The 22,856-nt window shown below is 67.9% G+C and carries 32 protein-coding genes and 2 tRNA genes; 15 read left to right on the top strand and 19 right to left on the bottom strand.

Annotation, left to right across the window (positions count from 1 at the left end):
- Positions 1-55 precede the first annotated feature (55 nt).
- From ASE86_RS03335 to ASE86_RS03325, 3 genes are all read right to left on the bottom strand, one after another.
- A complete protein-coding gene (locus ASE86_RS03335; protein WP_156347008.1) occupies positions 56-1,951 on the bottom strand; it encodes a DUF6538 domain-containing protein in 1,896 nt (631 codons plus the stop codon).
- Positions 1,952-2,052: 101 nt separating this feature from the next.
- Positions 2,053-2,127, bottom strand: a tRNA-Gln gene (locus tag ASE86_RS03330).
- A 50-nt stretch (positions 2,128-2,177) separates the two neighbouring features.
- The gene (locus ASE86_RS03325; protein WP_056422299.1) at positions 2,178-3,260 is read right to left on the bottom strand and encodes a branched-chain amino acid aminotransferase; all 1,083 of its coding nucleotides are present in this window, start codon (positions 3,258-3,260) and stop codon (positions 2,178-2,180) included.
- Positions 3,261-3,337: 77 nt separating this feature from the next.
- On the opposite strand from ASE86_RS03325, the gene ASE86_RS03320 reads away from it, so the two are divergent.
- Positions 3,338-3,835 (top strand): MarR family winged helix-turn-helix transcriptional regulator, encoded by a 498-nt coding sequence (locus tag ASE86_RS03320; RefSeq protein WP_056426541.1) that lies wholly within the window; start codon positions 3,338-3,340, stop codon positions 3,833-3,835.
- A 6-nt stretch (positions 3,836-3,841) separates the two neighbouring features.
- On the opposite strand, the gene proC is transcribed toward ASE86_RS03320, so the two are convergent.
- The 6 genes from proC to ASE86_RS03290 form a co-directional block, all read right to left on the bottom strand.
- Positions 3,842-4,648, bottom strand: coding sequence for a pyrroline-5-carboxylate reductase (gene proC, locus ASE86_RS03315; RefSeq protein ID WP_268795303.1), 807 nt, complete (start codon positions 4,646-4,648; stop codon positions 3,842-3,844).
- Entirely contained in the window at positions 4,645-5,151 is a 507-nt protein-coding gene (locus ASE86_RS03310) for a YbjN domain-containing protein (RefSeq protein ID WP_056422296.1), read from the bottom strand. Before ASE86_RS03310 ends, proC begins: the two co-directional genes overlap by 4 nt.
- An 88-nt stretch (positions 5,152-5,239) precedes the next feature.
- Positions 5,240-5,545 (bottom strand): accessory factor UbiK family protein, encoded by a 306-nt coding sequence (locus ASE86_RS03305; protein WP_056422294.1) that lies wholly within the window; start codon positions 5,543-5,545, stop codon positions 5,240-5,242.
- A gap of 15 nt (positions 5,546-5,560) precedes the next feature.
- Positions 5,561-6,082, bottom strand: coding sequence for a TspO/MBR family protein (locus tag ASE86_RS03300; RefSeq protein WP_056422290.1), 522 nt, complete (start codon positions 6,080-6,082; stop codon positions 5,561-5,563).
- Positions 6,083-6,150: 68 nt separating this feature from the next.
- Positions 6,151-6,918 carry a TlyA family RNA methyltransferase gene (locus ASE86_RS03295; protein ID WP_056422287.1) on the bottom strand — a complete coding sequence of 256 codons (768 nt, stop codon included), beginning with the start codon at positions 6,916-6,918 and terminating at the stop codon, positions 6,151-6,153.
- Between the two features lie 28 nt (positions 6,919-6,946).
- Positions 6,947-7,795 (bottom strand): outer membrane protein assembly factor BamD, encoded by an 849-nt coding sequence (locus ASE86_RS03290; protein WP_082441641.1) that lies wholly within the window; start codon positions 7,793-7,795, stop codon positions 6,947-6,949.
- 119 nt (positions 7,796-7,914) lie between these two features.
- Here ASE86_RS03290 and ASE86_RS03285 point away from each other — a divergent pair, with 119 nt between their 5' ends.
- Both ASE86_RS03285 and ASE86_RS03280 read left to right on the top strand, forming a co-directional pair.
- Complete coding sequence (locus tag ASE86_RS03285) at positions 7,915-8,754, top strand: class I mannose-6-phosphate isomerase (RefSeq protein ID WP_056422284.1); 840 nt, start codon at positions 7,915-7,917, stop codon at positions 8,752-8,754.
- 79 nt (positions 8,755-8,833) lie between these two features.
- Entirely contained in the window at positions 8,834-9,400 is a 567-nt protein-coding gene (locus tag ASE86_RS03280; RefSeq protein WP_056422282.1) for a glycine zipper 2TM domain-containing protein, read from the top strand.
- A gap of 53 nt (positions 9,401-9,453) precedes the next feature.
- On the opposite strand, the gene ASE86_RS03275 is transcribed toward ASE86_RS03280, so the two are convergent.
- Positions 9,454-9,675 carry a hypothetical protein gene (locus ASE86_RS03275; RefSeq protein WP_056426537.1) on the bottom strand — a complete coding sequence of 74 codons (222 nt, stop codon included), beginning with the start codon at positions 9,673-9,675 and terminating at the stop codon, positions 9,454-9,456.
- 108 nt (positions 9,676-9,783) lie between these two features.
- Here ASE86_RS03275 and ASE86_RS03270 point away from each other — a divergent pair, with 108 nt between their 5' ends.
- The 7 genes from ASE86_RS03270 (at position 9,784) to ASE86_RS03240 (ending at position 14,356) form a co-directional block, all read left to right on the top strand.
- Complete coding sequence (locus ASE86_RS03270) at positions 9,784-10,503, top strand: hypothetical protein (protein ID WP_056422279.1); 720 nt, start codon at positions 9,784-9,786, stop codon at positions 10,501-10,503.
- A gap of 61 nt (positions 10,504-10,564) precedes the next feature.
- Positions 10,565-10,939 carry a fluoride efflux transporter CrcB gene (gene crcB, locus ASE86_RS03265; RefSeq protein ID WP_056426534.1) on the top strand — a complete coding sequence of 125 codons (375 nt, stop codon included), beginning with the start codon at positions 10,565-10,567 and terminating at the stop codon, positions 10,937-10,939.
- The gene (locus ASE86_RS03260; RefSeq protein ID WP_082441638.1) at positions 10,936-12,171 is read left to right on the top strand and encodes an RluA family pseudouridine synthase; all 1,236 of its coding nucleotides are present in this window, start codon (positions 10,936-10,938) and stop codon (positions 12,169-12,171) included. Before crcB ends, ASE86_RS03260 begins: the two co-directional genes overlap by 4 nt.
- 46 nt (positions 12,172-12,217) lie before the next feature.
- Entirely contained in the window at positions 12,218-12,775 is a 558-nt protein-coding gene (locus ASE86_RS03255; protein WP_235523974.1) for an FMN-binding negative transcriptional regulator, read from the top strand.
- Positions 12,772-13,458 carry an HAD-IA family hydrolase gene (locus ASE86_RS03250; protein WP_056422274.1) on the top strand — a complete coding sequence of 229 codons (687 nt, stop codon included), beginning with the start codon at positions 12,772-12,774 and terminating at the stop codon, positions 13,456-13,458. Before ASE86_RS03255 ends, ASE86_RS03250 begins: the two co-directional genes overlap by 4 nt.
- Entirely contained in the window at positions 13,455-13,664 is a 210-nt protein-coding gene (locus tag ASE86_RS03245) for a hypothetical protein (protein WP_056422269.1), read from the top strand. The genes ASE86_RS03250 and ASE86_RS03245 overlap by 4 nt, the downstream gene beginning before the upstream one ends.
- The gene (locus tag ASE86_RS03240) at positions 13,661-14,356 is read left to right on the top strand and encodes an ATP12 family chaperone protein (protein ID WP_056422267.1); all 696 of its coding nucleotides are present in this window, start codon (positions 13,661-13,663) and stop codon (positions 14,354-14,356) included. Before ASE86_RS03245 ends, ASE86_RS03240 begins: the two co-directional genes overlap by 4 nt.
- Positions 14,357-14,380: 24 nt before the next feature.
- Here the strand turns inward: ASE86_RS03240 and ASE86_RS03235 are convergent, their stop codons facing one another.
- Genes ASE86_RS03235 through pnuC form a run of 3 tightly spaced genes read right to left on the bottom strand, consistent with a single transcriptional unit; the run spans position 14,381 to position 15,962 of the window.
- The gene (locus tag ASE86_RS03235) at positions 14,381-14,851 is read right to left on the bottom strand and encodes a Fur family transcriptional regulator (RefSeq protein ID WP_056422264.1); all 471 of its coding nucleotides are present in this window, start codon (positions 14,849-14,851) and stop codon (positions 14,381-14,383) included.
- A 20-nt stretch (positions 14,852-14,871) separates the two neighbouring features.
- Positions 14,872-15,390: an AAA family ATPase gene (locus tag ASE86_RS03230; RefSeq protein WP_056422262.1), complete on the bottom strand. Its 519-nt coding sequence runs from the start codon at positions 15,388-15,390 to the stop codon at positions 14,872-14,874.
- A complete protein-coding gene (gene pnuC / locus ASE86_RS03225) occupies positions 15,387-15,962 on the bottom strand; it encodes a nicotinamide riboside transporter PnuC (protein WP_056426531.1) in 576 nt (191 codons plus the stop codon). The genes ASE86_RS03230 and pnuC overlap by 4 nt, the downstream gene beginning before the upstream one ends.
- A 136-nt stretch (positions 15,963-16,098) precedes the next feature.
- Between pnuC and ASE86_RS03220 the strand changes: the two genes are divergently transcribed.
- A tRNA-Pro gene (locus tag ASE86_RS03220) sits at positions 16,099-16,175 on the top strand.
- A gap of 101 nt (positions 16,176-16,276) precedes the next feature.
- Here ASE86_RS03220 and ASE86_RS03215 read toward each other — a convergent pair.
- Positions 16,277-17,215 carry a DUF808 domain-containing protein gene (locus ASE86_RS03215; RefSeq protein WP_056422259.1) on the bottom strand — a complete coding sequence of 313 codons (939 nt, stop codon included), beginning with the start codon at positions 17,213-17,215 and terminating at the stop codon, positions 16,277-16,279.
- A 24-nt stretch (positions 17,216-17,239) separates the two neighbouring features.
- Complete coding sequence (gmk, locus tag ASE86_RS03210) at positions 17,240-17,896, bottom strand: guanylate kinase (RefSeq protein WP_056422256.1); 657 nt, start codon at positions 17,894-17,896, stop codon at positions 17,240-17,242.
- Between the two features lie 130 nt (positions 17,897-18,026).
- Between gmk and ASE86_RS03205 the strand changes: the two genes are divergently transcribed.
- Positions 18,027-18,602, top strand: coding sequence for a DUF2585 domain-containing protein (locus tag ASE86_RS03205; RefSeq protein ID WP_056422252.1), 576 nt, complete (start codon positions 18,027-18,029; stop codon positions 18,600-18,602).
- On the opposite strand, the gene ASE86_RS03200 is transcribed toward ASE86_RS03205, so the two are convergent.
- The 4 genes from ASE86_RS03200 to ASE86_RS03185 all read right to left on the bottom strand — a co-directional run bounded on the left by ASE86_RS03200 (position 18,599) and on the right by ASE86_RS03185 (position 21,236).
- Positions 18,599-18,799, bottom strand: coding sequence for a hypothetical protein (locus ASE86_RS03200; RefSeq protein ID WP_056422250.1), 201 nt, complete (start codon positions 18,797-18,799; stop codon positions 18,599-18,601). The genes ASE86_RS03205 and ASE86_RS03200 overlap by 4 nt on opposite strands.
- Positions 18,796-19,011 (bottom strand): hypothetical protein, encoded by a 216-nt coding sequence (locus ASE86_RS03195; RefSeq protein WP_056422248.1) that lies wholly within the window; start codon positions 19,009-19,011, stop codon positions 18,796-18,798. Before ASE86_RS03195 ends, ASE86_RS03200 begins: the two co-directional genes overlap by 4 nt.
- Before the next feature lie 54 nt (positions 19,012-19,065).
- Positions 19,066-20,457 (bottom strand): class II fumarate hydratase, encoded by a 1,392-nt coding sequence (gene fumC, locus ASE86_RS03190; RefSeq protein ID WP_056422245.1) that lies wholly within the window; start codon positions 20,455-20,457, stop codon positions 19,066-19,068.
- A gap of 299 nt (positions 20,458-20,756) precedes the next feature.
- Positions 20,757-21,236 carry an SspB family protein gene (locus ASE86_RS03185; RefSeq protein WP_056426529.1) on the bottom strand — a complete coding sequence of 160 codons (480 nt, stop codon included), beginning with the start codon at positions 21,234-21,236 and terminating at the stop codon, positions 20,757-20,759.
- A gap of 98 nt (positions 21,237-21,334) precedes the next feature.
- Between ASE86_RS03185 and hisB the strand changes: the two genes are divergently transcribed.
- From hisB to hisH, 3 genes are read left to right on the top strand one after another with little or no spacing between them, the layout of a single operon-like run.
- Complete coding sequence (gene hisB / locus ASE86_RS03180; protein WP_056422242.1) at positions 21,335-21,922, top strand: imidazoleglycerol-phosphate dehydratase HisB; 588 nt, start codon at positions 21,335-21,337, stop codon at positions 21,920-21,922.
- A complete protein-coding gene (locus tag ASE86_RS03175; protein ID WP_056422239.1) occupies positions 21,922-22,230 on the top strand; it encodes a YciI family protein in 309 nt (102 codons plus the stop codon). The genes hisB and ASE86_RS03175 overlap by 1 nt, the downstream gene beginning before the upstream one ends.
- A complete protein-coding gene (gene hisH / locus ASE86_RS03170) occupies positions 22,227-22,829 on the top strand; it encodes an imidazole glycerol phosphate synthase subunit HisH (RefSeq protein ID WP_056422236.1) in 603 nt (200 codons plus the stop codon). Before ASE86_RS03175 ends, hisH begins: the two co-directional genes overlap by 4 nt.
- Positions 22,830-22,856: the final 27 nt, after the last annotated feature.

Raw genomic sequence — 22,856 nt, 5'->3', positions numbered from 1 at the left:
CGGATGCCTAACGCGCACACTCGCGCCGTCAATTTCCAACCGCAAGGTTACGGCCTTACTTGCGACGCATGCTCGGCTTCGGGCGGCGGATTACCCTAGGCGGCACGATCGCCTTGCCCGGTTGGAGTGCGTCCGTGACGGATGGCAATTCCTCGATAATCCCCTTCAGGATCTCCATCGCCGCCGTATCGCTATACCGTTCCTCGTTGATGTCGAGGCCGCCCTGTCCCATCACGTCGCGGCGGAACTCACTGAAGACCTTCTTCGCCTTCAGGTCCGTCGAAAAACGATGCCGCATACCGTGATTTGTCGCATCGTCAGCGAGTTTTGCAGCCCGCTTCAGATTGGCCCATACGTTCTTGTAATAGATGTCGCCGAACTTCTGCACGTCGTTGGTCGGCGTCAGCTCGGGAAAAAGGACCGGATATTCCCGCTTCCGGCATTCCTCAACGAACTGAAGGAAACCCAGACGAACCAATTCGCGATGCAATGGCACAGGGCGAACCGATTGGTCGTTCTTGATGCAACCGAAATCCGTGAAGTCGATGAAGATATGCGGAATGAGTTCCAGCTTCACGTCACCCGGGCACAACTTACAGATTTCCTCCCGCCGGGCACCGGTATAAAAGAGGAGAAGCGGCACCCAATAGAACGCATCATGGACGATCGCATCACCAGGCGTAACGCGTGCTCTCAAGATAGCAGCGCCAGTGCCGCCGCGATGAGGCCGCGAGCCCGTCCACGTCGGCATGGCGAATAGCGTTGCCACATCGTCTTTGGAGGTCGCCGGACGTTCCGATCGAGCGCGCTTGCGCTTGGATACGATCGCGAACTGCTTGTCGAACGTGATGTCAGGCTTGCCCTTCTTGTTGGTAATGCCCCAGCGAACGATCGCCGCAAGGCTCGATAGGTGTCGGTTTCGCGTCCGATTTGAGCGTTCGCCGACAATGGGTTTGCCATCAGCCTTCTCCGCCGCCGCCTCCCCCGCTGCCACACGGTTGAGGATGCTTTCACGGCTTTCGGCCCTCGTCATGTCGTACTGCTTGGGCACGAACCGGAGCTTTTTCATAAACGCGGTCAGATCGTCCTGATGATAAGCCCCCAGCCTCTTGCGACCGATCAGCAGTTCGAACAGGGCGATGGTACTGCGCGCCTGACGTCCAGATTTTCCATCCCATCGTTCATTGGCGACCAAGGCGGCGATCGCCGCCTCGATAAAGTCGCTGAAATACGCACCTTGGTCGGCCGATGATCGGTCTCCTGCCGTGGCGGTCGCACTGGCCTGAGCAGGCTCCGCGTAAGGCGATGCCGATGCCGGCTCGATCGCGCTCCGTCGGCGTCGCTCGGCCTCAAGACAAGCGTCGCGATAGGCCGGATGGAGTGCCCGCTCGACCATGCGGCGCAGGCCATCATGCGGCTCGTATCCGAATTCGCGAAGGTAATAATCGACGAAGCGCCGTGAGATCGGCGGATTTCCCTCTTCGACGTGCGCGATCGCGAGGCGCAGGTTGGCCACGCGCTGCGCATCCCAGCCCATCATCCGCCACGCCTGTTCCTCGCCATCCAGCATTGCTGCATGGCCGCCGTTGCGGACGAGCCGGTCGTAGTAGTCGGCCCACGTTCGGTTGGCGCGCTCGTGATCGACCGCATGATGCGGGTAAGCTCTCTGATCATCGCAGAATTGCGCCAGCTTCTCCGCATACGCCTGCCGTGCGATTGCCTGGAGTTCGTCCTCGGTCGGACGCGCGTCGGCCGCCCTCACGCGCTGCTCCAACATTCTTACCACCTCCCGCGTCGCAGCGGTCAGCGCGGCGCCTCGTTCCCGCGCCACCTGCCGATCGGCCGTGCGCAGGGATAAACGTATATCAAGTTTCTTGAACGAGAACAAAGGGAGACAGCGCCGCCACCAGAAAATGGCGCCGCGGCGATAGACATGCTGGACCGAGGCCACGGAACATCCGACCTTCCGGACAGACGATTGGCACAGTCGATGGCACAATCGTTCCGTCTCACGAGCGAGAAGCCAGCGAGATCAAGTCCTTAGGTGCGAATTGGCTGGGGCGGCAGGATTCGAACCTACGAATGCCGGTACCAAAAACCGGTGCCTTACCGCTTGGCGACGCCCCAGCAGAGTGGCGGGCTTATAGCGTGCGCGCCGGGGTTGGGAAGCCCGCTTATCAAGCGATGCGCTGGAGCCAGCCGTGGGGGTCGGGTGCGCGGCCGCGTTGGAGGTCGCTCAGGCGTGCAAGCAGGCGCGCGGTCGTCTGGCCGGTGCCGCCGCTGCCGATCGTGAAGTCGTAGCCGGGGCCTGCGACGCGGCCGATCGGGGTCACGACCGCCGCCGTCCCGCAGGCGAAGCTTTCGGCGAGCGCGCCGCTTGTCGCATCCGAGCGCCATTGCTCAATCGCATAGAGCTCCTCGCGCACGCTCAGGCCTTCGTCGCGGGCGAGCTGGATCAGCGAGGCGCGGGTGATGCCGGGCAGGATCGTGCCGCCCAGCGGCGGGGTGACCAGCGAGCCGTCGGCCATGACGAAGAAGATGTTCATGCCGCCCAGTTCCTCGATCCAGCGGCGCTCGACCGCGTCGAGGAAGACGACCTGGTCATGGCCGCGCGCGATCGCGTCCTGCTGCGCGACCAGGCTGGTGGCATAGTTGCCGCCGCACTTCGCCTCACCGGTGCCGCCGGGCGCGGCGCGGGTATAGTCGTGGCTGACCCACAGCGAGATCGCGCGCGCGCCGCCCTTCCAATAGGCACCGACCGACGAGGCGAGCACGCAGTAGAGATATTCGCTGGCCGGCTTCACGCCCAGGAAGACTTCCGACGCGATCATGAACGGGCGCAGGTACAGCGCGCCGCCATCGACGTTCGGAATCCAGTCGCGGTCGGTCAGCACCAGCTGCCTGCACGATTCGACGAACAGGTCTTGCGGAAGTTCGGCCATCGCCATGCGGCGCGCGGATGCCTGGAAGCGGCGGGCGTTGGCATCGGGGCGGAACATCGCGATGCCGCCGTCGTCGAGGGCATAGGCCTTCAGCCCTTCGAAGATTTCCTGCGCGTAGTGGAGCACCGCGGTCGCCGGATCGACGGTCAGGGCCCTGCGCGCGACGATCTTCGGGTCGTGCCAGCCCTTGTCGGCCGAATAGCGCACCGTCGCCATGTGATCGGTGAAGATCCGCCCGAACCCGGGGTCGGCGAGCAGGCCCCGGCGTTCGTTGACGCTCATCGGCGTCGGGTTCGGTTCGAACGCAAAGGCGGTCATGGCGCACGCATCTCCAGTCGGTCACGCCCGCTTCGGCGCTTGCCGGGGGCGTATCGGGGGTGGCAGAACAGGTCAACATGGCTGGCCCACTTCCCGACGCATCGCGCGCTTCCCCGCTGTTCCTGACCGAGCCGGAAATCCGGCGCGGCATCGAATTGATGTATTTCGGATACAGCCACCTGACCCGCGCGATCGACGGGGGCCTTGCCGAGCAGGGGCTTGGCCGCGCGCATCACCGCGCGCTGTACTTCATCGCGCGCAAGCCCGATCTGGCGGTCGGCGAGCTGTTGCAGTTGCTGGCGATCACCAAGCAGGCGCTGAACCGGGTGCTGACCGAGTTGACCGCCCGCGGACTGGTCGAGACGCGCACCGGCGACCGCGACCGGCGGCAACGGCTGCTGAAGCTGACGAGCGAGGGCGTTATGCTGGAGCGGCAATTGTACGGGACGCTCAGCGCCCGGCTGGCGGCGGCCTATTCGAGTGCCGGGCAGACCGCGGTCGGCGGGTTCTGGGCGGTGCTGGAGGGGCTGATCCCCGCGTCCGAACGCCCGCGGGTCGCGGGGCTGGGGCGCTGATCCAATTCAGCGCCGCGCCACGTCCGCCAGTTCCTCGCTGCGGCGGGCCGCCGCGGTCAGCGTAGCGGCGACCAGCCGGCGCATCGCGTCACCCGCGTCGAGCACATCCAAGCCCGCACGGGTCGTGCCGCCGGGACTTGCGACACGGTCGGCCAGCGCATCGGGGGCCGTGCCCGACGCGCGGGCAAGCGCTGCCGCCCCCTCGACGGTTGCCACCGCGAAGCGCTGCGCCTGATCGGCAGGCAGGCCAAGCGCCGCGCCGCCCTCCGCCAGTGCGGCGATGAAGCGATAGACGAAACCCGGTCCCGATCCCGACAGCGCGGTGACGGCGTGGAACAGCGCCTCGTCGTCCAGCCACTCGACGAGACCGAGCGGCGCCATCAGCGCCTCCGCCGTCGCACGCGCGGTCGTGTCGGCAGCGTCGCCATGCAGCGCGACCACGCCCTGCCCCAGCGACACCGGCAGGTTGGGCATCGCGCGGACGATGGTCGACGCCGGGATGCGCGCGGCGATCGTGTTCGCCTCCACCCCGGCCAGGATCGACACCAATAACGGCGGTCGGCAGTGCGACAGCGACGGCGCGACGGTGTCGAGCAGCTGCGGCTTGATCGCGAGCAGCAGCACGTCGGGCGTCTCGTCTGCCGGGGCGGTGTCCACGCGACGCACGCCGGGCGGCAGGTCCTGCGCGCCCGGATCGATCACCAGCAGCTGGTCGGGGCTGAGCACGCCGCCGGCAAGCCACCGCTCCAGCATCGCGCCGCCCATGTTGCCGGCGCCGACCAGCCAGAACCGCCCAGAGACGGGCCCGCTCACGCTTCGCCCTGCGTCTCGATCAGCGCGGCGGCCAGCGCGTCCTTGGGCGTCTTGCCGCCCCACAGCACGAACTGGAACACGGGGTAGAAGCGCTCGCATTCGTCGATCGCGCTCTCGACCATCAACTCTGCGCCGTCGAGACTGAGCTGCGGGCCATCGTCGCCGGTCATCACCGCGGCGTGGCGATAGAGCAGGATGCCGCTCGACGACCACAGCTCGAAATGGCCGATCCAGAGCTGTTCGTTGACCAGCCCGATCGCCTCGTACATCGACGCGCGGGCATGGTCGGCGACGCGCACGTCGGGGAAGGCCAGGAACTGCAGCACCGAATCGTCCTCGCGCCAGATCGCGCGCAGCTCATATTCGGTCCAGCTGCCCTTCACCTTCGCGACGATCTCGTCGTCGTCCCGCTCGAACGACCAGCCGTGCGCGCTGTAATAGCGTTCCAGCATGTCGATCGGCGCCGCATCGTCGCGATCGTTTTCCAGGTCTTCCATCGTCATCGCGTGCGAAAATGCCAATCTTCGCCGCAACGCACAAGCGCGCGGACGGTGGAATGCTGTGGAGAAGTGGCGCTTGGCCGCCCGACTGTCAGGCGAGGGGGATGTCCGATGTCGGGGCCGTCGCACCGGTCGCGGTTGCCGATCCGGATCCGGCGAGCTTCGCCTCCAGCGCATCCAGCCGCGCCTTGAGCGCATCGTTCTCGTCACGCGCGGCGGCCGCCATCGCCTTTACCGCGTCGAATTCCGCGCGCGACACGAAGTCCATGCCGCCGACCCAGGACTTCAGATGCTCGCGCGCGCTTTCGCCCGCCTCGCGGCCCATGCCGGCCATCGTACCGGCCGCGCCGTTCAGGACTTTCACGAAGTCGTCGAAAATGCGGTTGTCGCTCTGCATGTCGGGTAATTCTCCTTACAGCGCGATTTGGGTGGTCGCGGACGCGGGCACAAGGGTCTGCGCGTCGGGGTTCAGCCGGTGGATGCCCAGCGTCAGCAGCCCGGCAAAGCTCAGCCAGACCATGTAGGGCACCAGCAGCCAGGCCGCTGCCTTGCGGATGCGGGCGAAGGCAAAGGTCGTCGCGATCGTCAGGACCAGGATCACCGCGATCAGCACCAGCGCCGCCACGACCTTGTGCGCGCCGAAGAACAACGGCGTCCACGCCAGGTTGCCGACGAACTGAAGCGCGAACAGGCCGAGCGCCAAGCCTCGCCCCCGTGCGCCGCGCGCATCCGCGATCAGCGCGACGGCGAGGCCCAGCAGGATGTAGAGCGTCGTCCACGCGACGGGGAACACCCAGCCCGGCGGGGTCAATGCCGGCTTGGCGAGCGCGGTGTACCAGGCGTTCTCGCTGCCCGAGGGCACCAGCCGACCGGAGGCGAAACCGAGCAGGAGGATCAGCGGGACAGTCACCACCGCCCACCGCAGGAAGGACATTCGCAACTGACCCTTGGACGCGATTTCGCTCACCGGCAGCCTACCCTCGATCGTTTCGCTGGCGGTCCTTAATGCACCGCACCATCCGCCACAACGCGTGCCGCCGCATTGCGTGCCACGATCAGGAACTCGACATTGCCCTCGGGGCCGGTGATCGGGCTGGTCGTCAGCCCCTCGACGCTCCAGCCGATCGAGACGAGCCAGTCGGACACGTCGCGACAGACGCGGTCATGGACCGCCGGGTCGCGCACGACCCCGCCCTTGCCGACTTCGTCGCGCCCCGCCTCGAACTGCGGCTTGATGAGCGCGACCAGGCGCGCGTCGGGTCTGGCGAACGACAGCGGCACGTCCAGCACCTTGGCCAGGCCGATGAAGCTGGCGTCGCAGACGACCAGATCGACGGGTTCGGGGATGTGCGCCGGCGTCAGGATGCGCGCGCTGGTCTGTTCATGGACGACGACACGCTCGTCCTGGCGCAGCTTCCACGCCAGCTGGTTGGTGCCCGAATCGACGGCGTAGACCCGCGCCGCGCCCCTGGTCAGCAGCACGTCGGTAAAGCCGCCGGTCGATGACCCGACGTCGATCGCGACCGCACCGCTCACGGGAATCGCAAACTGGTCCAGCGCGTGCGCCAGCTTGATCCCGCCGCGCGACACCCAGGGGTGGTCGCGCCCCTTCACCTCGATCGCGGCGTCGGCGGGCAGCATCTGCCCGGGCTTGTCGATTTTGCGGTCGCCGACGAAGGCCAGCCCCGCCATCACCAGCGCCTGAGCACGCGTGCGGCTTTCGGCCAGGCCGCGATCGACGATCAGCTGGTCCGCGCGGATCTTGGCCATGGGGCTACGGCCGGCCGAAGCGGCCGGGTCAGCTCTTGACCGGCTTCTCGCCGACCGGCTTCAGCGCGCCGACCGGGGCCTTGGGCGGCTGCGGCGGCAGGACGGGATATTCGCCGATCAGGTCGTAGGCGCGCTTGTACCAGTCGGTGCCGGGATAGTTGGCGCCGAGCACGGCGGCCGACTTCTTCGCCTCCTCGCGTACGCCCAGCGCCAGATAGGTTTCGACCAGGCGCATCAGCGCCTCGGGCGTGTGGGTCGTCGTCTGATACTGGTCGATGACGGTGCGGAACCGCATCGAGGCGGCGAGCCACTGGCCGCGGCGCTCGTAGAAGCGGCCGATCTCCATTTCCTTGCCCGCCAGGTGATCGCGGACCAGGTCCATCTTCAGCCGCGCATCGGCGGCGTAACGGGTGTTAGGATAGCGGCGGCTGAGCTCGCCCAGCGCGTCCATCGCCTGCTGCGTGATCTTCTGGTCGCGGGTCACGTCGCTGATCTGCTCGTAATAGCTGAGCGCGATCAGGTAATAGGCATAGGGCGCGTCGCGGTTGCCCGGGTGCACCGACAGGAAGCGCTGCGACGACTGGATCGCCTGGGTATAGTCCTGCGCGAGATAGTAGGAAAAGGCGCCCATCACCTGCGCGCGGCGCGCCCAGATCGAATAGGGGTGCTGGCGCTCGACCTCGTCGAACAGCGCGGCGGCTTCCTTGTACAGGCCGCGGTCGAGGCGCTCCTTGGCCGCCGCATACAGCGTGTTGACGTCGCGGGCGACGTAGGGAGTGTCGGCCTTGTTCCCGCCGCGCCCGGCGCAAGCCGAGGTCGCGAGCGCGGTGAGGACGAGGGTCGAGAGCGCGACGGCGCGGGGTACGGACATACGCATGGCTGGGCCCGCGTTTAGCTTAGCCGACCGTCCGCTCAAAATGTTTTTACTTGGGGCTGGAAATTGCCCTACCGGAACGGCGTTTCGCAACCGCACCCATCGGACCGAGGCCCAATCGAATGACCGTCACGAAGCTCGCCACCCACCGCGTCGAAAAGCCCTGGGGTCGCCACGACCTGTGGCCGGGCTTTGCCGATCCGGCACAGGATGGGGAACCGATCGGCGAAGTCTGGTTCCAGGCACCGGGCGACAGCGAGCCCGACCTGCTGGTCAAATATCTGTTCACGTCGGAAAAACTGTCGATCCAGGTCCATCCGGACGACGTGCAGGCGCAGGCGCGCGGCCTGCCGCGCGGCAAGGACGAATGCTGGCTGATCCTGGCTGCCGAACCGGATTCGACGATCGCGATCGGCACCCACGAAGCGGTGGACGATGAAACGCTGCGCGCGGCCGCGCTCGACGGGTCGATCGAGCATCTGGTCGACTGGAAGCCGGTGAAGGCGGGCGATTTCTTCTACTCACCCTCGGGCACGATCCACGCGATCGGCGCGGGCCTGACCGTCATCGAGATCCAGCAGAATTCGGAAACGACCTATCGCCTGTACGACTATGGCCGCCCGCGCGAGTTGCATCTGGACGACGGGATCGCGGTCAGCGATGCCGAACCGTTCGTGCCCCAGCCGGCACCGGGCCGCGTGTCGGACACCCGCGAGATCCTGGTCGAGGGGCCGAAATTCGTGCTGGAGCGCTGGTCGGCGGGCACGCGCGACGTGACGCTGCCCGACGGCGTCAGCGGGTGGCTGGTCCCGATCACCGGATCGGGCACCGCCGGCGATACCGGCTTTGCGGCGGGCGAATGCCTGACCGTCACCGGTCGAACGACGATCGCGGCGCAGGGCGACGCCGACCTGCTGTTCGCCTATCCCCTGACCCAGCGGATCGACCTGTCGGCCGAGTGAACGAAACGTAGTTTTCGGTTCACGCAACCCAGATCAATTCGTCGGCGTTGTGCACACATCCATTCGACAGGAGAATGTTATGCGTACCGCCATTCTGGCAATCGTCGCTGCTGCAACGGGCCTTACCGCCGTACCGGCTGCGGCCCAGCAATCCCCGCGTGAAGCCGCGCGCGAATACAACCGTGAAGTCCGCGACGCCCGTCAGGACTATCGCCGCGACATCCGCGACGCCGACTCGCGCCGCGACGTCCGTGACGCGCGCCGCGACTACAACCGCGACGTGCGCGATGCCCGCCAGGATTATCGTCGCGATACGCGCGACTGGCGCCAGTATCGCAACTACGACTGGAACCGCTCGGAGCGTGGCCAAGGTCGCTACTTCGCCGATCGCTATTATCGCGACGGCCGCTATTACCAGGAGCGCCGCCTCGGCCGGAACGACCGCATCTATCGTGGTAACGACAACCGCTATTACTGCCGCCGCAACGACGGCACGACCGGCCTGATTGTCGGCGGTGTCGCCGGTGGCTTCCTGGGCAACGCGCTGGACCGCGGTGGCTCGGGCCTGCTCGGCACGCTGCTGGGCGCCGGTGGCGGTGCCCTGCTCGGCCGTGAAGTCGATCGTGGCGGCGTTCGCTGCCGCTAAGACCCCGGTAGGTCAAACGAAGGGCCCGGCGAGCGATCGCCGGGCCCTTTTCGTTACAGGATGCCGCCGCCCAGCGACAGGCGGACGACCGCGATCAACAGGATCACGATGTTCAGGTTTCGACCGGTGTTGCGACTGGACAACATACCGATGACCAGGCCGACGACCGCGATCGGGATCGCCAGCCAATTGATCCAGCCCAGAAGAGGAATGACGCCCGGGATCACGAAGATCAGCGACACCAGGCCGGTGAGGATCGAGAGAATGTTCAGCATGTCCGCCATATGGCTCGTCGATGGTGTATCTGCAAGATAATACACCATCCATTTCCGCAGGCCCTGCCCCGAACGCTTCCTTAACCACGATGGGGCCATAGGGCGACGATGCGCGCATCGCTCGTCCCGATCCTGGCGGTCCTGAGCGGCATGGCGCTGCTGGCCGGCTGCGATCGCGGGTCACGCACGCCCGATCCGGCGCTGCAACAGCGCCGATCGACCGATCCGCTGATCGCGGCGACCGTTGCCGAGCCGCTGATGAGCGACCAGGCACTGAGCTTCCAGGCCAACCTGGATGCCGTCCGCCCGCCGGACGCGGCGATCGGCGCGCCGATCCCGGCCATCGACATCGCCCCGACCGACAGAATCGCGGGCGCGCCGCCGTTGCCCGATGTGGCCGACGGCAATTGCGCCGCATGTCGCGCGTCGGACGAGGCGGTGACGCTGGATGCGCTTGCCGCGCGCCTGGCCGGGCCGGCGGTTCAGCCCTGCCTGTCCGCGGTCGGCTATTCGGCGATCTGGGCGACCCGCCTGCCCCGCGACACGCCGCTGCCCGCCGCCGCGCGCGTGATCGAGGCCGCCGGCAGCGATGCGCCCGGCTGTCACCTGCGCCTGGTCGCCTATGGCGCCGCCGTGCCGCTCGGCTCGCTGCTGGCGAGCGAGTCCGCGCGCTTCGCCCGTGCGGGCTACCGCGTGACCTATGCACGCGATGGCGCCGTGCACGTGCTGACTGCCGCCCGGGCGCGCGACGGCAGCACGCTGACCTTGATCGGGCGCGATGCAAGCGGGATCGCCGACCTGCGGCTGGTCGTGACGCGCACCGGCTGATCGGGCGCTCGGGCGCAATCAAAAGGTGACGCCCGCGCGCGTCCGCGCTACCGCGGGCATCATGGGCAACCTCTTTATCGTGATGGCGGGCGGCGCAGTCGGCGCCGGTGCGCGGCATCTGTTCGGGCGCTGGACGCTCGGCACCTTCGGACCCGACTACCCCTGGGGCACCCTGGGCGTGAACCTGATCGGCGGGCTGCTGATGGGCCTGCTCGCCGGCACGCTGGTGCGCACCGGCGGCAGCGAACAGACCCGGCTGCTGCTGGGCGTCGGTGTGCTCGGCGGCTTCACCACCTTTTCCGCCTTTAGCCTGGATGCCGCGCTGATGATCGAACGCGGCGCGCTGCCGCTGGCGGCGGGCTACGTCCTAGCCTCGGTCGTCGGGTCGATCGCGGCGCTGTTCGGCGGCCTGGCCATTGCGAGGGTAGCGGCATGAGCGACGTGCGCGAATTCAAGGTCGGCGCCGATGACGACGGCATCCGGCTCGACCGCTGGTTCAAGCGGCATCTGAGCGACGTCAGCTTCAACGTCGTGTCGCGCTGGGCGCGCACCGGGCAATTGCGGATCGACGGCGCGCGCGCCGAACCCGGCGCCCGCCTGTCCGCTGGGCAGATCCTGCGGGTGCCGCCGGCCGAGGCACCGACGCCCGCCGCGGCCGCCCGGCCGAAGCGCGAACGCCCGCCGCTGAGCGACGAACAGGTCGCGCTGGCGGAGGGGATGATCATCCACCGCGACGCGCAGGCGATCGTGCTCAACAAGCCGCCCGGCCTCGCGACGCAGGGCGGGACCAAGACGACCGAGCATGTCGACGGCCTGCTCGACGCGTTGCAGTTCGATGCCGAAGGACGGCCGAAGCTGGTCCACCGGCTGGACAAGGACACGTCCGGCGCGCTGCTGATCGCGCGATCGGCGCGGGCCGCGGCCTATTTCGCCAAGAGCTTTTCCGGGCGCACCGCGCGCAAGGTCTATTGGGCACTGGTCACCGGCGTGCCCGACATCGCCGACGGCCTGGTCGATCTGCCGATCGCCAAGCAGCCCGGCACAGGCGGCGAGAAGATGCACGTCAGCGAGCATGAGGGCCTGCCCTCGCGCAGCCGCTACCGCGTGATCGAGCGCGCCGGTAACCGCGCCGCCTGGGTCGAGCTGCAACCGCTGACCGGCCGCACCCACCAGCTGCGCGTGCACATGGCGGCGATCGGGCACCCGATCGTCGGCGACGGCAAATACGGCGGGGCCGACGCGTTCCTGACCGGCGGGGTCAGCCGCAAGATGCACCTCCATGCCCGGCGCATCCGCATCGACCACCCCGATGGCGGGCGGGTCGACGTGACCGCTGAGCTGCCCGAGCATTTCGCCGACAGCATGAAGCTGCTCGGCTTCGACCTGACGCTGGGCGACCGGCCGCTGGAGGACGAAGGCCCCGCCCCGACGCGCGCTGAGGAAAAGCAGAAAGCCAAGGCGCACGCCAAGACCATCCGCAAGGACCGCAAGGGCGAACGCCGGGCGCGCGGTGCATCGCGCAACGCCGACGAGGCAGCTGCGGCCAAGGGCAAGCCGCCCACACGCGGCAAGCCGGCGGTCAAGGGCAAGGCACCGACGACGCCGAAGCCGGCCCGACGCGCGCCGGCCAGCGGCAAGCCCCCGGCGCCCCCGCGCGGTCGTCGCTGACCCGGTGCACCCGAACGCCAGTTTCCGCTGGGAGGACCGGCCCGCGATGCGCGCGTTTGTGCGGGAGATCGCGTTCGGCCAGCTCTTCGCCGCGACGCCCGACGGTCCGCGGGTCGCGCAGGTGCCGGCGATATGGAACGGCGACGCGACGCTCGACCTGCACCTTGCGCGCGGCAACGCGCTGACGCGGCATCTGGACGGCGCGACCGCGGTCTTCGCGGTGCTGGGCCCGGACGGCTATATCAGCCCCGACTGGTACGGGCTCGACGCCGATCAGGTGCCCACGTGGAACTATGCCGCGGTCGAGCTGGAGGGGACCGTCCGCCGCATGGATCGCGACGCCCTGGTCGCACAGGTCGACCGGCTGACGGCGGAACACGAGGCGCGATTGCCCAAGCTCGCCTGGACGCGCGCGAAGATGGACCCGCGCCGGTTCGATGCGATGCTGAACGGCATCATCGGCTTCACGCTGGAGGTGACCGCATGGCGCGGCACCTTGAAGCTGGGGCAGAACAAGCCCGACGCCGCGCGGCTGACCGCCGCCGATGCCAGCGACGCCGCGGGCCGGCGCGGGATCGCGCAGCTGATGCGGAGCCTCGCATGACGCGGCTCGCGCTGTTCGACTGCGACGGGACCCTTGTCGATTCGGCCGCCAACATCTGCCTGGCGGTGGAGCGCGCGTTCGACGCGCATCGCCTGGCCCCGCCGCCGCGCGACGCGATCCGCGGCATCGTCGGATTGAGCCTGCCGCAGGCGATGGCGGTCCTCCACCCGGACGCCGACCCGGTCGCGTGCGAGGCGCTGTCGCAGTCGTACAAGGACGCGTTCGCCGCGATGCGCGGGACGCCCGATTTCGCGCACGAGCCGCTGTACCCCGGCATTGCGGACGCGCTGGCGACTCTCGCCGACAGCGGCTGGGCGTTGGGGGTCGCGACCGGCAAGTCCGACCGCGGCCTGTCGATCATCCTGGCGACGCACGGGCTGACATCCGCCTTCGTGACGCTCCAGACCGCCGATCGCCACCCGTCCAAGCCCGACCCGGCGATGGCGCTGGCGGCGATGACGGAGGCCGGCGCCGACGCAGCCGACACGGTGATGATCGGCGACACCAGCTACGACATGGCGATGGGTCGTGCGGCGGGGGCGCACGCGATCGGAGTCGCCTGGGGCTATCATCCGCCCGCGCTGCTGACCGCGGCGGGTGCGATGCAGGTCGTCGATCATGCCGACGATCTGGCCGACGCGATGCTTGCCTGCGTGGCGCCACGCTCTATCTCGGCGGCATGACCCCCGACACACAGGCCCGTAACCGCTGGATGGCAATCGTCGCGACCCGGCTTGCCGCCACCGCCGGCGCCGTACTGGGGCTGATCCTGGTCGCGCGCGCGACCGATTGGCCGGACAAGGTGCTGGGCGTCGCGATCGTGCTCGCCGCGCTGTACATGATGGCGGTGGTGCCGCGCGCACTGGCGCATCGGTGGCGCAGCAAGTGAAGCGGTTCTGGACCGACGTATCGGTGGTGCCGCAGGGCGACGGCCACGGTATCGCGCTGGACGGCAAGCCGATCCGCACGCCGCAGCGCACGCCATTGGCGGTACCGACGCGCGTGCTGGCCGACGCGATCGCCGGGGAATGGCGCAGCGTCGGAGCGACGATTGACCCGCGCGCGATGCCGCTGACGGGTCTCGCCAACGCTAGCCTCGACACCATCGCGCCCGATCCGGCCGTCTTTGCCGTGTCGCTCGCCCGCTATGGCGAGAGCGATCTGCTGTATTACCGCGCCGAGGAGCCCGCGCCGCTGGTCGAGCGCCAGCAGGCCGCCTGGGACCCCGCGCTCGATTGGGCCCGGGCGCGGTACGATGTCCATTTCGAGACGACCGCCGGCGTCATGCATCGCCCGCAACCAGCCGCCACGATCGAGCGACTGCGCGATGCGGTGGCGGCGGCGCGCGACGCCTTTACGCTCGCGGGGCTGCATCCGATCGTGACCGTCACCGGCTCGCTGGTGCTGGCACTCGCGCTGGTCGAAGGCGCGCTGGACGCCGACACCGTGTGGCACGCCGCGCGGATCGACGAGGACTGGCAGGAAGAGATGTGGGGCAAGGACGAGCTCGCCGCCCAGGCGACGGCCGTCCATCGCGCCGATTTCGATGCCGGTGTGCGGTTTCTTTCGCTTTTGAAGTGATCCGTGCCGGCGCGCAGGCGGGGGTTACGCCGCCTTCGCTCCGCACGCCTCGCACGTGCCACGCACTTCGATCACCGGACGTATGGGTGCGAAGCCCGCGCCCGTGGCCTTGGCCCGAACGGTGTCGGTGATGTGGTCGTCGTCGATATGCGTCGTCTGGCCACAGCTGTCGCACACCAGGAAGATGCAGTCGTGCAGGCAGTCGGGATGCGCGTTCGCGACATAGGCGTTGGCGCTTTCGACACGGCGGGCAAGGTTCGCGCCGACGAACAGGTCGAGGATGCGGTAGACGCTGTTGGCGGCGACCCGGCGCCCCTCGGTCTTCGATACCGCTTCGGCGATGTCATAGGCCGACGCCGGTTTCTCGAACCCCGCAAGCGCGGAAAAGACTTGCGCGCGCATCGCGGTCCATTGCTCGCCGGCCTTGACCAGCGCCGCTTCGGCCGCCTGGGCCAGCGCGTCGCCGCTGTGTTCGTGGTGATGATGATGCGCCATACTCGGGATGTAAGCCTCCGTCAGGCCGGGAACAAGCCGGCCACCGCAGCCAGCGCCGAGCGCCAGCGATCCTCGCCCTGCCCGCGCACCAGCGCCCAGCGCACCCCGCGCCGCTCCAGTTCGGTGCGTGACCGGTCGAAGAAGCGGCGCCGCGCGTCGGCGGTACCGAACATCCGCGTTCCGTCCTCGACCCACGGCAGGTCGATGTCGAACAGCAGATACAGGTCCGCCGTCCCGTCCCAAGCGTCGAACCACCGGTCACGCCGGCCAAAGAGCATATCCGCCCACACCGCGGTCATCAGCGGATCGGTGTCGAGGATCACCGGATCGGCGCCCCGCGCGATTGCGGCTTGGGTCTGAGCATCATGGCCTTTCGCGATCGCGACCAGATCGGCCATCGTGAATTCGATGCCGTTCGCCTCGGCATAGGTGCGGCCATATTCGTCGATCACGGCGCCGCCCAGATGCGCGGCCAGGCGCGGCGCGATGGTCGACTTGCCGGTGCTTTCGGGCCCATGGAGGCAGATCGTCCGCGTCATGCCGGGACCGGCTCTGCCGCCCGCGCCGCGCGGTGCCAGTCGACATAGCCCCAGATCGCAAGCGCCAGATAGACGAGGTACAGCCCCGCGACGATGCGCAGGCCCTGCCCCAGGAACAGCGGGATGGAAGCGATATCGACCGCGATCCACAAAGTCCAATTCTCGAGCCGCCGCCGCGCCATCAGCAGCTGTGCCGCGACGCTGACGACGGCGATGCTCGCATCGAGCAACGGCTGCGCGGCGTCGGTCAGCAGGTGCATCGCCCAGCCCCAGCCGAGCGTCGCCAGCGCGATGCCGATGCTCCAGACACCCAGGTCGCGCGGCGACATGCGCTCGACCGCCACCTCGCCGCCCGCCGCCTTCGCGCGCCGCCAGTTGAGGAAGCCGTACGCGTTGATCGCGACGAAGAAGACCTGGAGCAGTGCCTGGCTGTACAGCCGCGCCTCGAACACAACGACCGCGAGCAGCGCGGTGGAGGCGACGCCGAACGCGTAGGTCCACAGACTCCGCCGGACGGCGAGCGCGACGCAGACGAGGCCGAGCGCCGCGGCAACCCATTCGAGCGATGACATGGCCGCCAGCCTAGCCGCACGGTCGCGCCCCCGCCAGAGCCCCCCGAGAAACTTCGAAAACATCGCTTGAAACCCCGGCGCGCGCCCGATATAGGCCGCGCCTCGCCAGCCAGGGTTCGCCCCGGCCGGCGCCGGTCGGGGAATAGCTCAGCCTGGTAGAGCACTGCCTTCGGGAGGCAGGGGCCGGAGGTTCGAATCCTCTTTCCCCGACCAATTTTCCCGCGGTCGCCACGATGCGACTACATCGCCGCTAGCGATTTGACCCGTAAGATCGACGACCGCAAGCTGCCCGAATGAGGGCAGCAGCGCGATGGTCAGTGCGTCCCGCGCGTCTTCTTCACCGCATGGTAGATCGCAACGATCACGCCGCCGACGATGCCGCCGACGATCGCTGCGCCGATGGCCGCGACGACCCAGTGGGCCGCGCCATGCACCGCCGGAACCGCGTTCGCCGCGACATCGGCGACATGTTCGATCGCGTGCGGGATTGCGCCCAGGCCGAAGACCTCCAGGCCGTGCGCGATGATGCCGCCGCCGACCCAGATCATCGCCGCAGTACCGATGATCGACAGCGCCTTCAGCAATTTCGGCATCGCCGCGACCAGCCCGCGGCCGATCGCCTGCGTCGCGCTCGACCCCGACTGCGCCAGCCGCAGCCCGACATCGTCCATCTTCACGATCAGCGCGACGACGCCGTAGACGCCGATGGTGATCGCGATACCGACGACCGCCAGGACCAGCCCTTGCGTCAGCAGCGGTTCGCCTTCCAGGTCGGATAATGCGATCGCCATGATCTCGCCCGACAAGATGAAGTCGGTGCGCACTGCGCCCGACACCTGGCGCTTTTCCAGCTCGGCGGGGTCGACGATCTCGGCGACCTCTTGCGCGTGGTGCTGGCCCGACAGCGCCTCCCACACCTTTTCCGCGCCTTCGAAGCACAGGTACGCACCGCCGACCATCAGGATCGGCGTGATCGCCCACGGCGCAAAGGCGCTGAGCAGCAAAGCGGCGGGCAGCAGGAACAACAGCTTGTTGCGCAGCGACCCCAGCGCGATCTTGCCGATGATCGGCAGTTCGCGATCGGGGCTGAGCCCGGTCACATAGCGCGGGGTAACCGCGGTATCGTCGATGACGACGCCCGCCGCTTTCGTGCCCGCGCGACCCGCCGCACTCGCGACGTCGTCGAGCGAGGCCCCGGCCAGTTTCGCGATCGCCGCGATGTCGTCGAGCAGGGCAACCAGGCCACCGGGCATCGCGTATTCCTTACTGGGTCTGGATCAGACGGTCTTGGTCAGGTGCCGGATCAGGCCGATCAGCCCGGTCTGACGCGATCGCTTCAAACGCTCGGCGGCCAGGATGGTGCGGACGTGTTCGAAACATTGTTCGACGTCGTCGTTGACCAGGACATAGTCGTAGCCGTCCCAGTGGCTGACCTCGTTCGCGGCGCGCGCCATGCGGGCGTCGATCACCGCCTGGCTGTCGGTCGCGCGCCGCTCCAGCCGACTGCGCAGCTCGGGCATCGACGGCGGCAGGATGAAGACGCGGACGACATCGCCGCCAGCCAGCTGGTGCAGCTGCTGCGCGCCTTGCCAGTCGATGTCGAACAGGATGTCCTGCCCCTCGCCCAGCATGTGGAATACGTCGGTCTTGGGCGTGCCGTAGCGGTGGTCGAACACATGCGCCCATTCCAGGAACTCATGTTCGTCGACCATCGTGCGGAAGCGTTCGAGGTCGACGAAATGATAGTCCCGCCCATCGACTTCGCCGGGCCGCATCGCGCGCGTCGTGTAGCTGACCGAGACCTTCAGGTCCTGCTCGGCGGCGAGCAGCTTCCCCGCGATCGTCGATTTGCCCGCGCCCGACGGCGAAGACAGCACGAACATTAGGCCGCGGCGCTTGAAGCCGTGCGGGTCGGTTGTGGGGCGGTTCGGCATCGCGTGCCTCTGACGCGGGCAGGCGGCGGGGTCAACCGGGGTTAGCAGGGGATGATGGCGAACGCCTGTTGCCTCTCCGTGCCGGCGGGGCATCGTGGAAATCGCGGCCACGGCGCGCTACTCGTCTGAAATGTCCCGCCCTTCCCTCACCGATATCCGTCCGCGTCATTGGCTGATCGTCGGGGTTCTTCTCGCCGGCATGGCAGCGATCCTGTGGGCGAACGGGCGCAATCCGATCTGCACCTGCGGCTATGTCGATCTTTGGCATCCCAAGCTCGACGCCGGGAACAGCCAGCATATCGCCGACTGGTATACGCCCAGCCACATCATCCACGGCTTCCTGTTCTACGCGCTGGGATGGGTGCTGTTGCGCCGTCGCCCGCCGGGCGAACGCCTGATTCTGGCGGTCGCGATCGAGGCGGCATGGGAAGTGCTGGAGAATTCGCCGATCATTATCGACCGCTATCGCGAGGCGACGATCGCGCTCGGCTATACCGGCGACTCGATCGTCAATTCGGTGGCTGACGTCGCCTGGATGGCGCTGGGCTTCGCGTTTGCGCGGCGCGCTCCGGTGTGGGTGACGATCGCCGTCGCGGTCGCGTTCGAGCTGGTGACGCTCTGGGCGATCCGCGACGGGCTGATCCTCAACGTGGTGATGCTGCTGTCGCCCGTCGATGCGATCAGAAGCTGGCAGTTCGGGGCCTAGAGCGGCCGCCGCGACGCCTTGCGGCGATCATAGGCCTTCTTGGCGACATAGCCGCCGCCCAGGATCATGCCGAGCGGACCCATGCGACGCAGCGCACCCGCTGCGGCCATGCCGAGCAGCGCGCCCTTGGCGCCGCCCGCACCGTCGCGACGATCCATTTCGCGCCCGACGAGCGCACCGATAATCTTGCCGATCATGCCTTTTGTCCTTTGCCGAAAACCGCGTCCTTGCCGATGTCGAGGCCCTTGAGCACGCCCCAGCCGACCGCATAGGTCAGCACGACCGGCACCAGCGTCCGCACGACCAGAGCGGTCGCCGCGCCGGCAAGCGCGCCGTCCCACGTCGAATCGTCACCGTCCGCGCCATCAATGGCGCCACCGATCAGGGCGCCGAGGGCTGTACTCAACATAGATTTGCCTCCTCGTTCGTGGCGGTGAAGCGCTGGCGAGAGGAAATCGTTCCGTCAGACCATCGCTTCCGGGCGGACTACCCGGTCGAAGGTTTCCCCACCGACCAGACCCAGCGTCAGCCCCGCTTCCTTCAGCGTCACGCCATGTTCGTGCGCGTGCTTGGCTATCGTCGCGGCACTGTCGTAGCCGATCTCGGGCGCAAGCGCGGTGACGAGCATCAGCGAGCGGTCGACCAGCTCGCCGATGCGCCGATCGTCGGCCTCCATCCCTTCGACGCAGCGAGTCGCGAAGCTTTCCATCCCGACCGCCAGCAGGTCGATGGAGCGCAGCACCGCGGCGCCGATCAGCGGCTTGAAGACATTGAGTTCGAGATGCCCCTGCATCCCGCCGACCATGACCGCGCTGTGGTTGCCGATCACCTGGGCCGCGACCATCGTCAGCATCTCGCACTGGGTCGGGTTGACCTTTCCCGGCATGATCGAGCTGCCAGGCTCGTTCGCCGGCAGCACCAGTTCGCCGATCCCGGAGCGCGGACCCGAGCCAAGCAGGCGGATGTCGTTGGCGATCTTGGTGAGGGCGACCGCGAGCACGGACAGCGTGCCGGACACGTCGACCAGCCCGTCATTCGACGCCAGCGCCTCGAACTTGTTGTCGGCGCTGACAAAGGCCAGCCCCGTCAGGTCGCCCAGCGCCGCCGCCATCGACGGACCGAAGCCCTCCGGCGCGTTAAGCCCGGTGCCGACCGCGGTGCCACCTTGCGCGAGCGGAAAAAGATTGCGTTCCGACGCCTTGGTGATGCGAACCAGCGCGTTTTCGAGCTGCGCGACATAGCCGGAAAATTCCTGCCCCAGCGTCAGCGGTGTCGCGTCCTGCAGGTGCGTGCGGCCAATCTTCACGATCCCCGCCCAGCCTCTCGCCTTGTCGTCAAGCGCGCAGATCAGCCGCTCGGTTGCCGGGGTCAGCCTGTTGCGGATCGCCAGCGCCGTCGCCACGTGCAGCGCGGTCGGGAAGCTGTCGTTCGACGACTGCCCGCGGTTGACGTCGTCGTTGGGATGCACCGGCGCCTTGCCGCCGCGCGTGCCGGTCAGCACCTCGTTGGCGCGGCCCGCGATCACCTCGTTGACGTTCATGTTCGATTGCGTGCCGCTGCCGGTCTGCCAAATGACGAGCGGGAACTGGTCGTCGAGCTTGCCGGCGACGACCTCGTCCGCGGCCGAGTCGATTGCATCGGCCTTGTCCGCGCCCAGATCGTCACGGTTCACGCGCGCGGCAGCCTGCTTCACCAGGGCGAGCGCTTGGACAATGCCGATCGGCATCCGCTCGCTCGGGCCGAAGGGGAAATTCTCGATCGATCGCTGCGTCTGCGCGCCCCAATAAGCATCGGCGGGGACCTCGATCGGGCCGATCGAGTCGGTTTCGGTGCGGGTGGCAGTGGCGTCGGTCATGGCGGACCTACGCTACAGGCGCGCGCTCGTTCCACGCCGCTTCCGTGTGCGAGAGGACCTCCGAAGACCCCCTCCTCGTCCCCGCGTAGGCGGGGACCCAATTCCCGTACTGGCCACGGGCGACGGCAGGAGATGGATTCCCGCCTGCGCGGGAATGACTGGGTGTTCGGATGGGACGTCATGGGAGTAAATCCCAAGCCTGCCCCGGCGAAGGCCGGGGTCGGTCGCGACTTGGCCGCGCCGGCCGGTCGTTCGCGTCGCTTTCGCGGCCGGCGATTAGCTCGCGCTACGCGCCTCGCTCACTTCTTCCGCTTGAAATCCACCGCGACGACGTTCGAACCGTCCTCGACCGGCTTGGCGATCGGTTCGTCGTTATCGGCCGGCTCATGCGGTTCGACGTCGCCGTCGTCGTTCGCCTGGAAGCGCAGCTCGAAGTTGACTGCCGGATCGTGGAAGCCGGTGATCGCAGCGAACGGAATGACCAGGGTCGATGGCACCTGGTTGAACGACAGGCCGACCGAGAAGCCCTTGTCGGTCACCTTCAGATCCCAAAAACGGTGCTGGATGACGATGGTCATCTCGTCCGGGAAGCGCTCGATCAGGCGCTTGGGGATGTCGACCCCGGCCGCCTGCGTCTTGAAGGTGATGTAGAAATGATGCTCGCCGGGCAGGCCGCCCGATTCCGCGATGCTGTTCAGCACGCGGCCGACGACGGCGCGCAGCGCCTCCTGCACGATCTCGTCGTACGGAATCAGGCTATCGGCAACACCGCTGGTCATGCCGGCCTTGCTACGCCAATCCGCGACGCGGTCAAGCTTGGGCGACGCGAACGTGAAGTTTGATTGCACCGCGCGAGGGCCGCGCTATTGGCTCGCCCATGCGCACCGCCACCATCGCCCGCAAGACCAGTGAGACGTCTGTCGACGTGACCGTCGGCCTGGACGGCACCGGCCGTTACCGGATCGAAACCGGGGTCGGCTTCTTCGACCATATGCTCGAACAGCTGTCGCGCCATTCGCTGATCGATATCGACGTGAAGACGGTCGGCGACCTGCATATCGACCAGCACCATACGGTCGAGGATACGGGGCTTGCACTCGGTCAGGCGATCGCGCAGGCGCTGGGCGAAAAGCGCGGCATCCGCCGCTACGGCGACGCGCTCTCGCCGATGGACGAGACGCTGACCCGCGTCGCGCTCGACATTTCGGGCCGCCCTTGGTTCGTCGGCAACCTGCCCTTTACCCAGAAGCGGCTGGGCGAGATGGACACCGAGATGTTCGCGCATTTCTTTCACTCGTTCGCGCAGACCGCCGGCCTGACGCTGCACATCGACACCCTGTACGGCGAGAACAACCACCACATCGCCGAGGCCGCGTTCAAGGGCCTAGCGCGCGCTCTGCGCACCGCCATCGAGATCGACCCGCGCAAGGCCGACGCGATTCCGTCGACCAAGGGGACACTATAATGGCCCGGCTGAACGCGGCGCCGGTATCGATCGTGACCCTTACCTATGTCGCGCCCATCGAACAGGTCGATGCGCAGATGGCGGCGCATGTCGCCTGGTTGCAGGCCGGGGTCGATGCGGGCGTGCTGCTGATCGCCGGGCGGCAGGTGCCGCGGACCGGCGGCGTGCTGGTGTTCCGCGGGGCCCGTGCCGAGGTCGAGGCGCTGGCCGCGACCGATCCGTTCGTCACCTCGGGCGTCGCAACCGCCGCCGTGACCGAGATCGCCGCGAGCTTTGCCGCAGACGCGATCGCTGCCGTCCTGTCGTGACGATCGCGCTGATCGACTATGGCGCCGGCAACCTGAAGTCGGTGCACAATGCGCTGCTGGCTGCCGGCGCGCGCGATGTGGCGGTCACGGCGGATGCCGACGTCGTGCGCGGGGCCGACCGTGTCGTCCTGCCCGGCGTCGGCGCGTTCGGCGCGTGTGCCGTGGGTCTCCGCGCGATTCCCGACATGGTCGCGGCGCTGGAGGAGGCGGTCCTGACTCACGCCCGCCCGTTCCTGGGCGTGTGCGTGGGCATGCAGTTGATGGCGACGACGGGCCACGAGATGGGCGAGCACGCCGGGCTCGGCTGGATCGCGGGCGAGGTCCGCGCGCTGCCCGCATCGCCGGGCGTTCGCGTGCCGCACATGGGATGGAACGACGTGGTGCCAAGCGTCCCCCACCCGCTGATCGTGCCGGGCGAGGCGTATTTCCTCCACAGCTTCGCCTTCACCGGTGGCGACGTGCTGGCGACGACCGACCACGGCGGCACGGTGACCGCGGCGATCGGCCGCGACAATCTGCTGGGCGTGCAGTTTCATCCGGAAAAGAGCCAGGCGTACGGCCTGGCGCTGATCGAAAGGTTCCTCGCATGGAACCCGTGACCGAAAATTCCTCCTCGAGCTTGCTCG

It is taken from the genome of Sphingomonas sp. Leaf33 (assembly GCF_001421785.1).
Lineage (GTDB): Bacteria > Pseudomonadota > Alphaproteobacteria > Sphingomonadales > Sphingomonadaceae > Sphingomonas.
The sequence above is the reverse complement of the archived record's forward strand: the minus strand, read 5'-3'. Positions and strand labels throughout refer to the sequence as shown.

What these genes read in the sequence shown, in the direction of transcription:
- ASE86_RS03325 (WP_056422299.1), bottom strand. Translation starts at nt 3,260, where the DNA reads ATGACCGCCTTTGCGTTCGAACCGAACCCGACGCCGATGAGCGTCAAC.
- ASE86_RS03320 (WP_056426541.1), top strand. Translation starts at nt 3,338, where the DNA reads ATGGCTGGCCCACTTCCCGACGCATCGCGCGCTTCCCCGCTGTTCCTG.
- ASE86_RS03310 (WP_056422296.1), bottom strand. Translation starts at nt 5,151, where the DNA reads ATGACGATGGAAGACCTGGAAAACGATCGCGACGATGCGGCGCCGATC.
- ASE86_RS03305 (WP_056422294.1), bottom strand. Translation starts at nt 5,545, where the DNA reads ATGCAGAGCGACAACCGCATTTTCGACGACTTCGTGAAAGTCCTGAAC.
- ASE86_RS03300 (WP_056422290.1), bottom strand. Translation starts at nt 6,082, where the DNA reads ATGTCCTTCCTGCGGTGGGCGGTGGTGACTGTCCCGCTGATCCTCCTG.
- ASE86_RS03295 (WP_056422287.1), bottom strand. Translation starts at nt 6,918, where the DNA reads ATGGCCAAGATCCGCGCGGACCAGCTGATCGTCGATCGCGGCCTGGCC.
- ASE86_RS03290 (WP_082441641.1), bottom strand. Translation starts at nt 7,795, where the DNA reads ATGCGTATGTCCGTACCCCGCGCCGTCGCGCTCTCGACCCTCGTCCTC.
- ASE86_RS03285 (WP_056422284.1), top strand. Translation starts at nt 7,915, where the DNA reads ATGACCGTCACGAAGCTCGCCACCCACCGCGTCGAAAAGCCCTGGGGT.
- ASE86_RS03280 (WP_056422282.1), top strand. Translation starts at nt 8,834, where the DNA reads ATGCGTACCGCCATTCTGGCAATCGTCGCTGCTGCAACGGGCCTTACC.
- ASE86_RS03275 (WP_056426537.1), bottom strand. Translation starts at nt 9,675, where the DNA reads ATGCTGAACATTCTCTCGATCCTCACCGGCCTGGTGTCGCTGATCTTC.
- ASE86_RS03270 (WP_056422279.1), top strand. Translation starts at nt 9,784, where the DNA reads ATGCGCGCATCGCTCGTCCCGATCCTGGCGGTCCTGAGCGGCATGGCG.
- crcB (WP_056426534.1), top strand. Translation starts at nt 10,565, where the DNA reads ATGGGCAACCTCTTTATCGTGATGGCGGGCGGCGCAGTCGGCGCCGGT.
- ASE86_RS03260 (WP_082441638.1), top strand. Translation starts at nt 10,936, where the DNA reads ATGAGCGACGTGCGCGAATTCAAGGTCGGCGCCGATGACGACGGCATC.
- ASE86_RS03255 (WP_235523974.1), top strand. Translation starts at nt 12,218, where the DNA reads ATGCGCGCGTTTGTGCGGGAGATCGCGTTCGGCCAGCTCTTCGCCGCG.
- ASE86_RS03250 (WP_056422274.1), top strand. Translation starts at nt 12,772, where the DNA reads ATGACGCGGCTCGCGCTGTTCGACTGCGACGGGACCCTTGTCGATTCG.
- ASE86_RS03245 (WP_056422269.1), top strand. Translation starts at nt 13,455, where the DNA reads ATGACCCCCGACACACAGGCCCGTAACCGCTGGATGGCAATCGTCGCG.
- ASE86_RS03235 (WP_056422264.1), bottom strand. Translation starts at nt 14,851, where the DNA reads ATGGCGCATCATCATCACCACGAACACAGCGGCGACGCGCTGGCCCAG.
- ASE86_RS03230 (WP_056422262.1), bottom strand. Translation starts at nt 15,390, where the DNA reads ATGACGCGGACGATCTGCCTCCATGGGCCCGAAAGCACCGGCAAGTCG.
- pnuC (WP_056426531.1), bottom strand. Translation starts at nt 15,962, where the DNA reads ATGTCATCGCTCGAATGGGTTGCCGCGGCGCTCGGCCTCGTCTGCGTC.
- ASE86_RS03215 (WP_056422259.1), bottom strand. Translation starts at nt 17,215, where the DNA reads ATGCCCGGTGGCCTGGTTGCCCTGCTCGACGACATCGCGGCGATCGCG.
- gmk (WP_056422256.1), bottom strand. Translation starts at nt 17,896, where the DNA reads ATGCCGAACCGCCCCACAACCGACCCGCACGGCTTCAAGCGCCGCGGC.
- ASE86_RS03205 (WP_056422252.1), top strand. Translation starts at nt 18,027, where the DNA reads ATGTCCCGCCCTTCCCTCACCGATATCCGTCCGCGTCATTGGCTGATC.
- ASE86_RS03200 (WP_056422250.1), bottom strand. Translation starts at nt 18,799, where the DNA reads ATGATCGGCAAGATTATCGGTGCGCTCGTCGGGCGCGAAATGGATCGT.
- ASE86_RS03195 (WP_056422248.1), bottom strand. Translation starts at nt 19,011, where the DNA reads ATGTTGAGTACAGCCCTCGGCGCCCTGATCGGTGGCGCCATTGATGGC.
- fumC (WP_056422245.1), bottom strand. Translation starts at nt 20,457, where the DNA reads ATGACCGACGCCACTGCCACCCGCACCGAAACCGACTCGATCGGCCCG.
- ASE86_RS03185 (WP_056426529.1), bottom strand. Translation starts at nt 21,236, where the DNA reads ATGACCAGCGGTGTTGCCGATAGCCTGATTCCGTACGACGAGATCGTG.
- hisB (WP_056422242.1), top strand. Translation starts at nt 21,335, where the DNA reads ATGCGCACCGCCACCATCGCCCGCAAGACCAGTGAGACGTCTGTCGAC.
- ASE86_RS03175 (WP_056422239.1), top strand. Translation starts at nt 21,922, where the DNA reads ATGGCCCGGCTGAACGCGGCGCCGGTATCGATCGTGACCCTTACCTAT.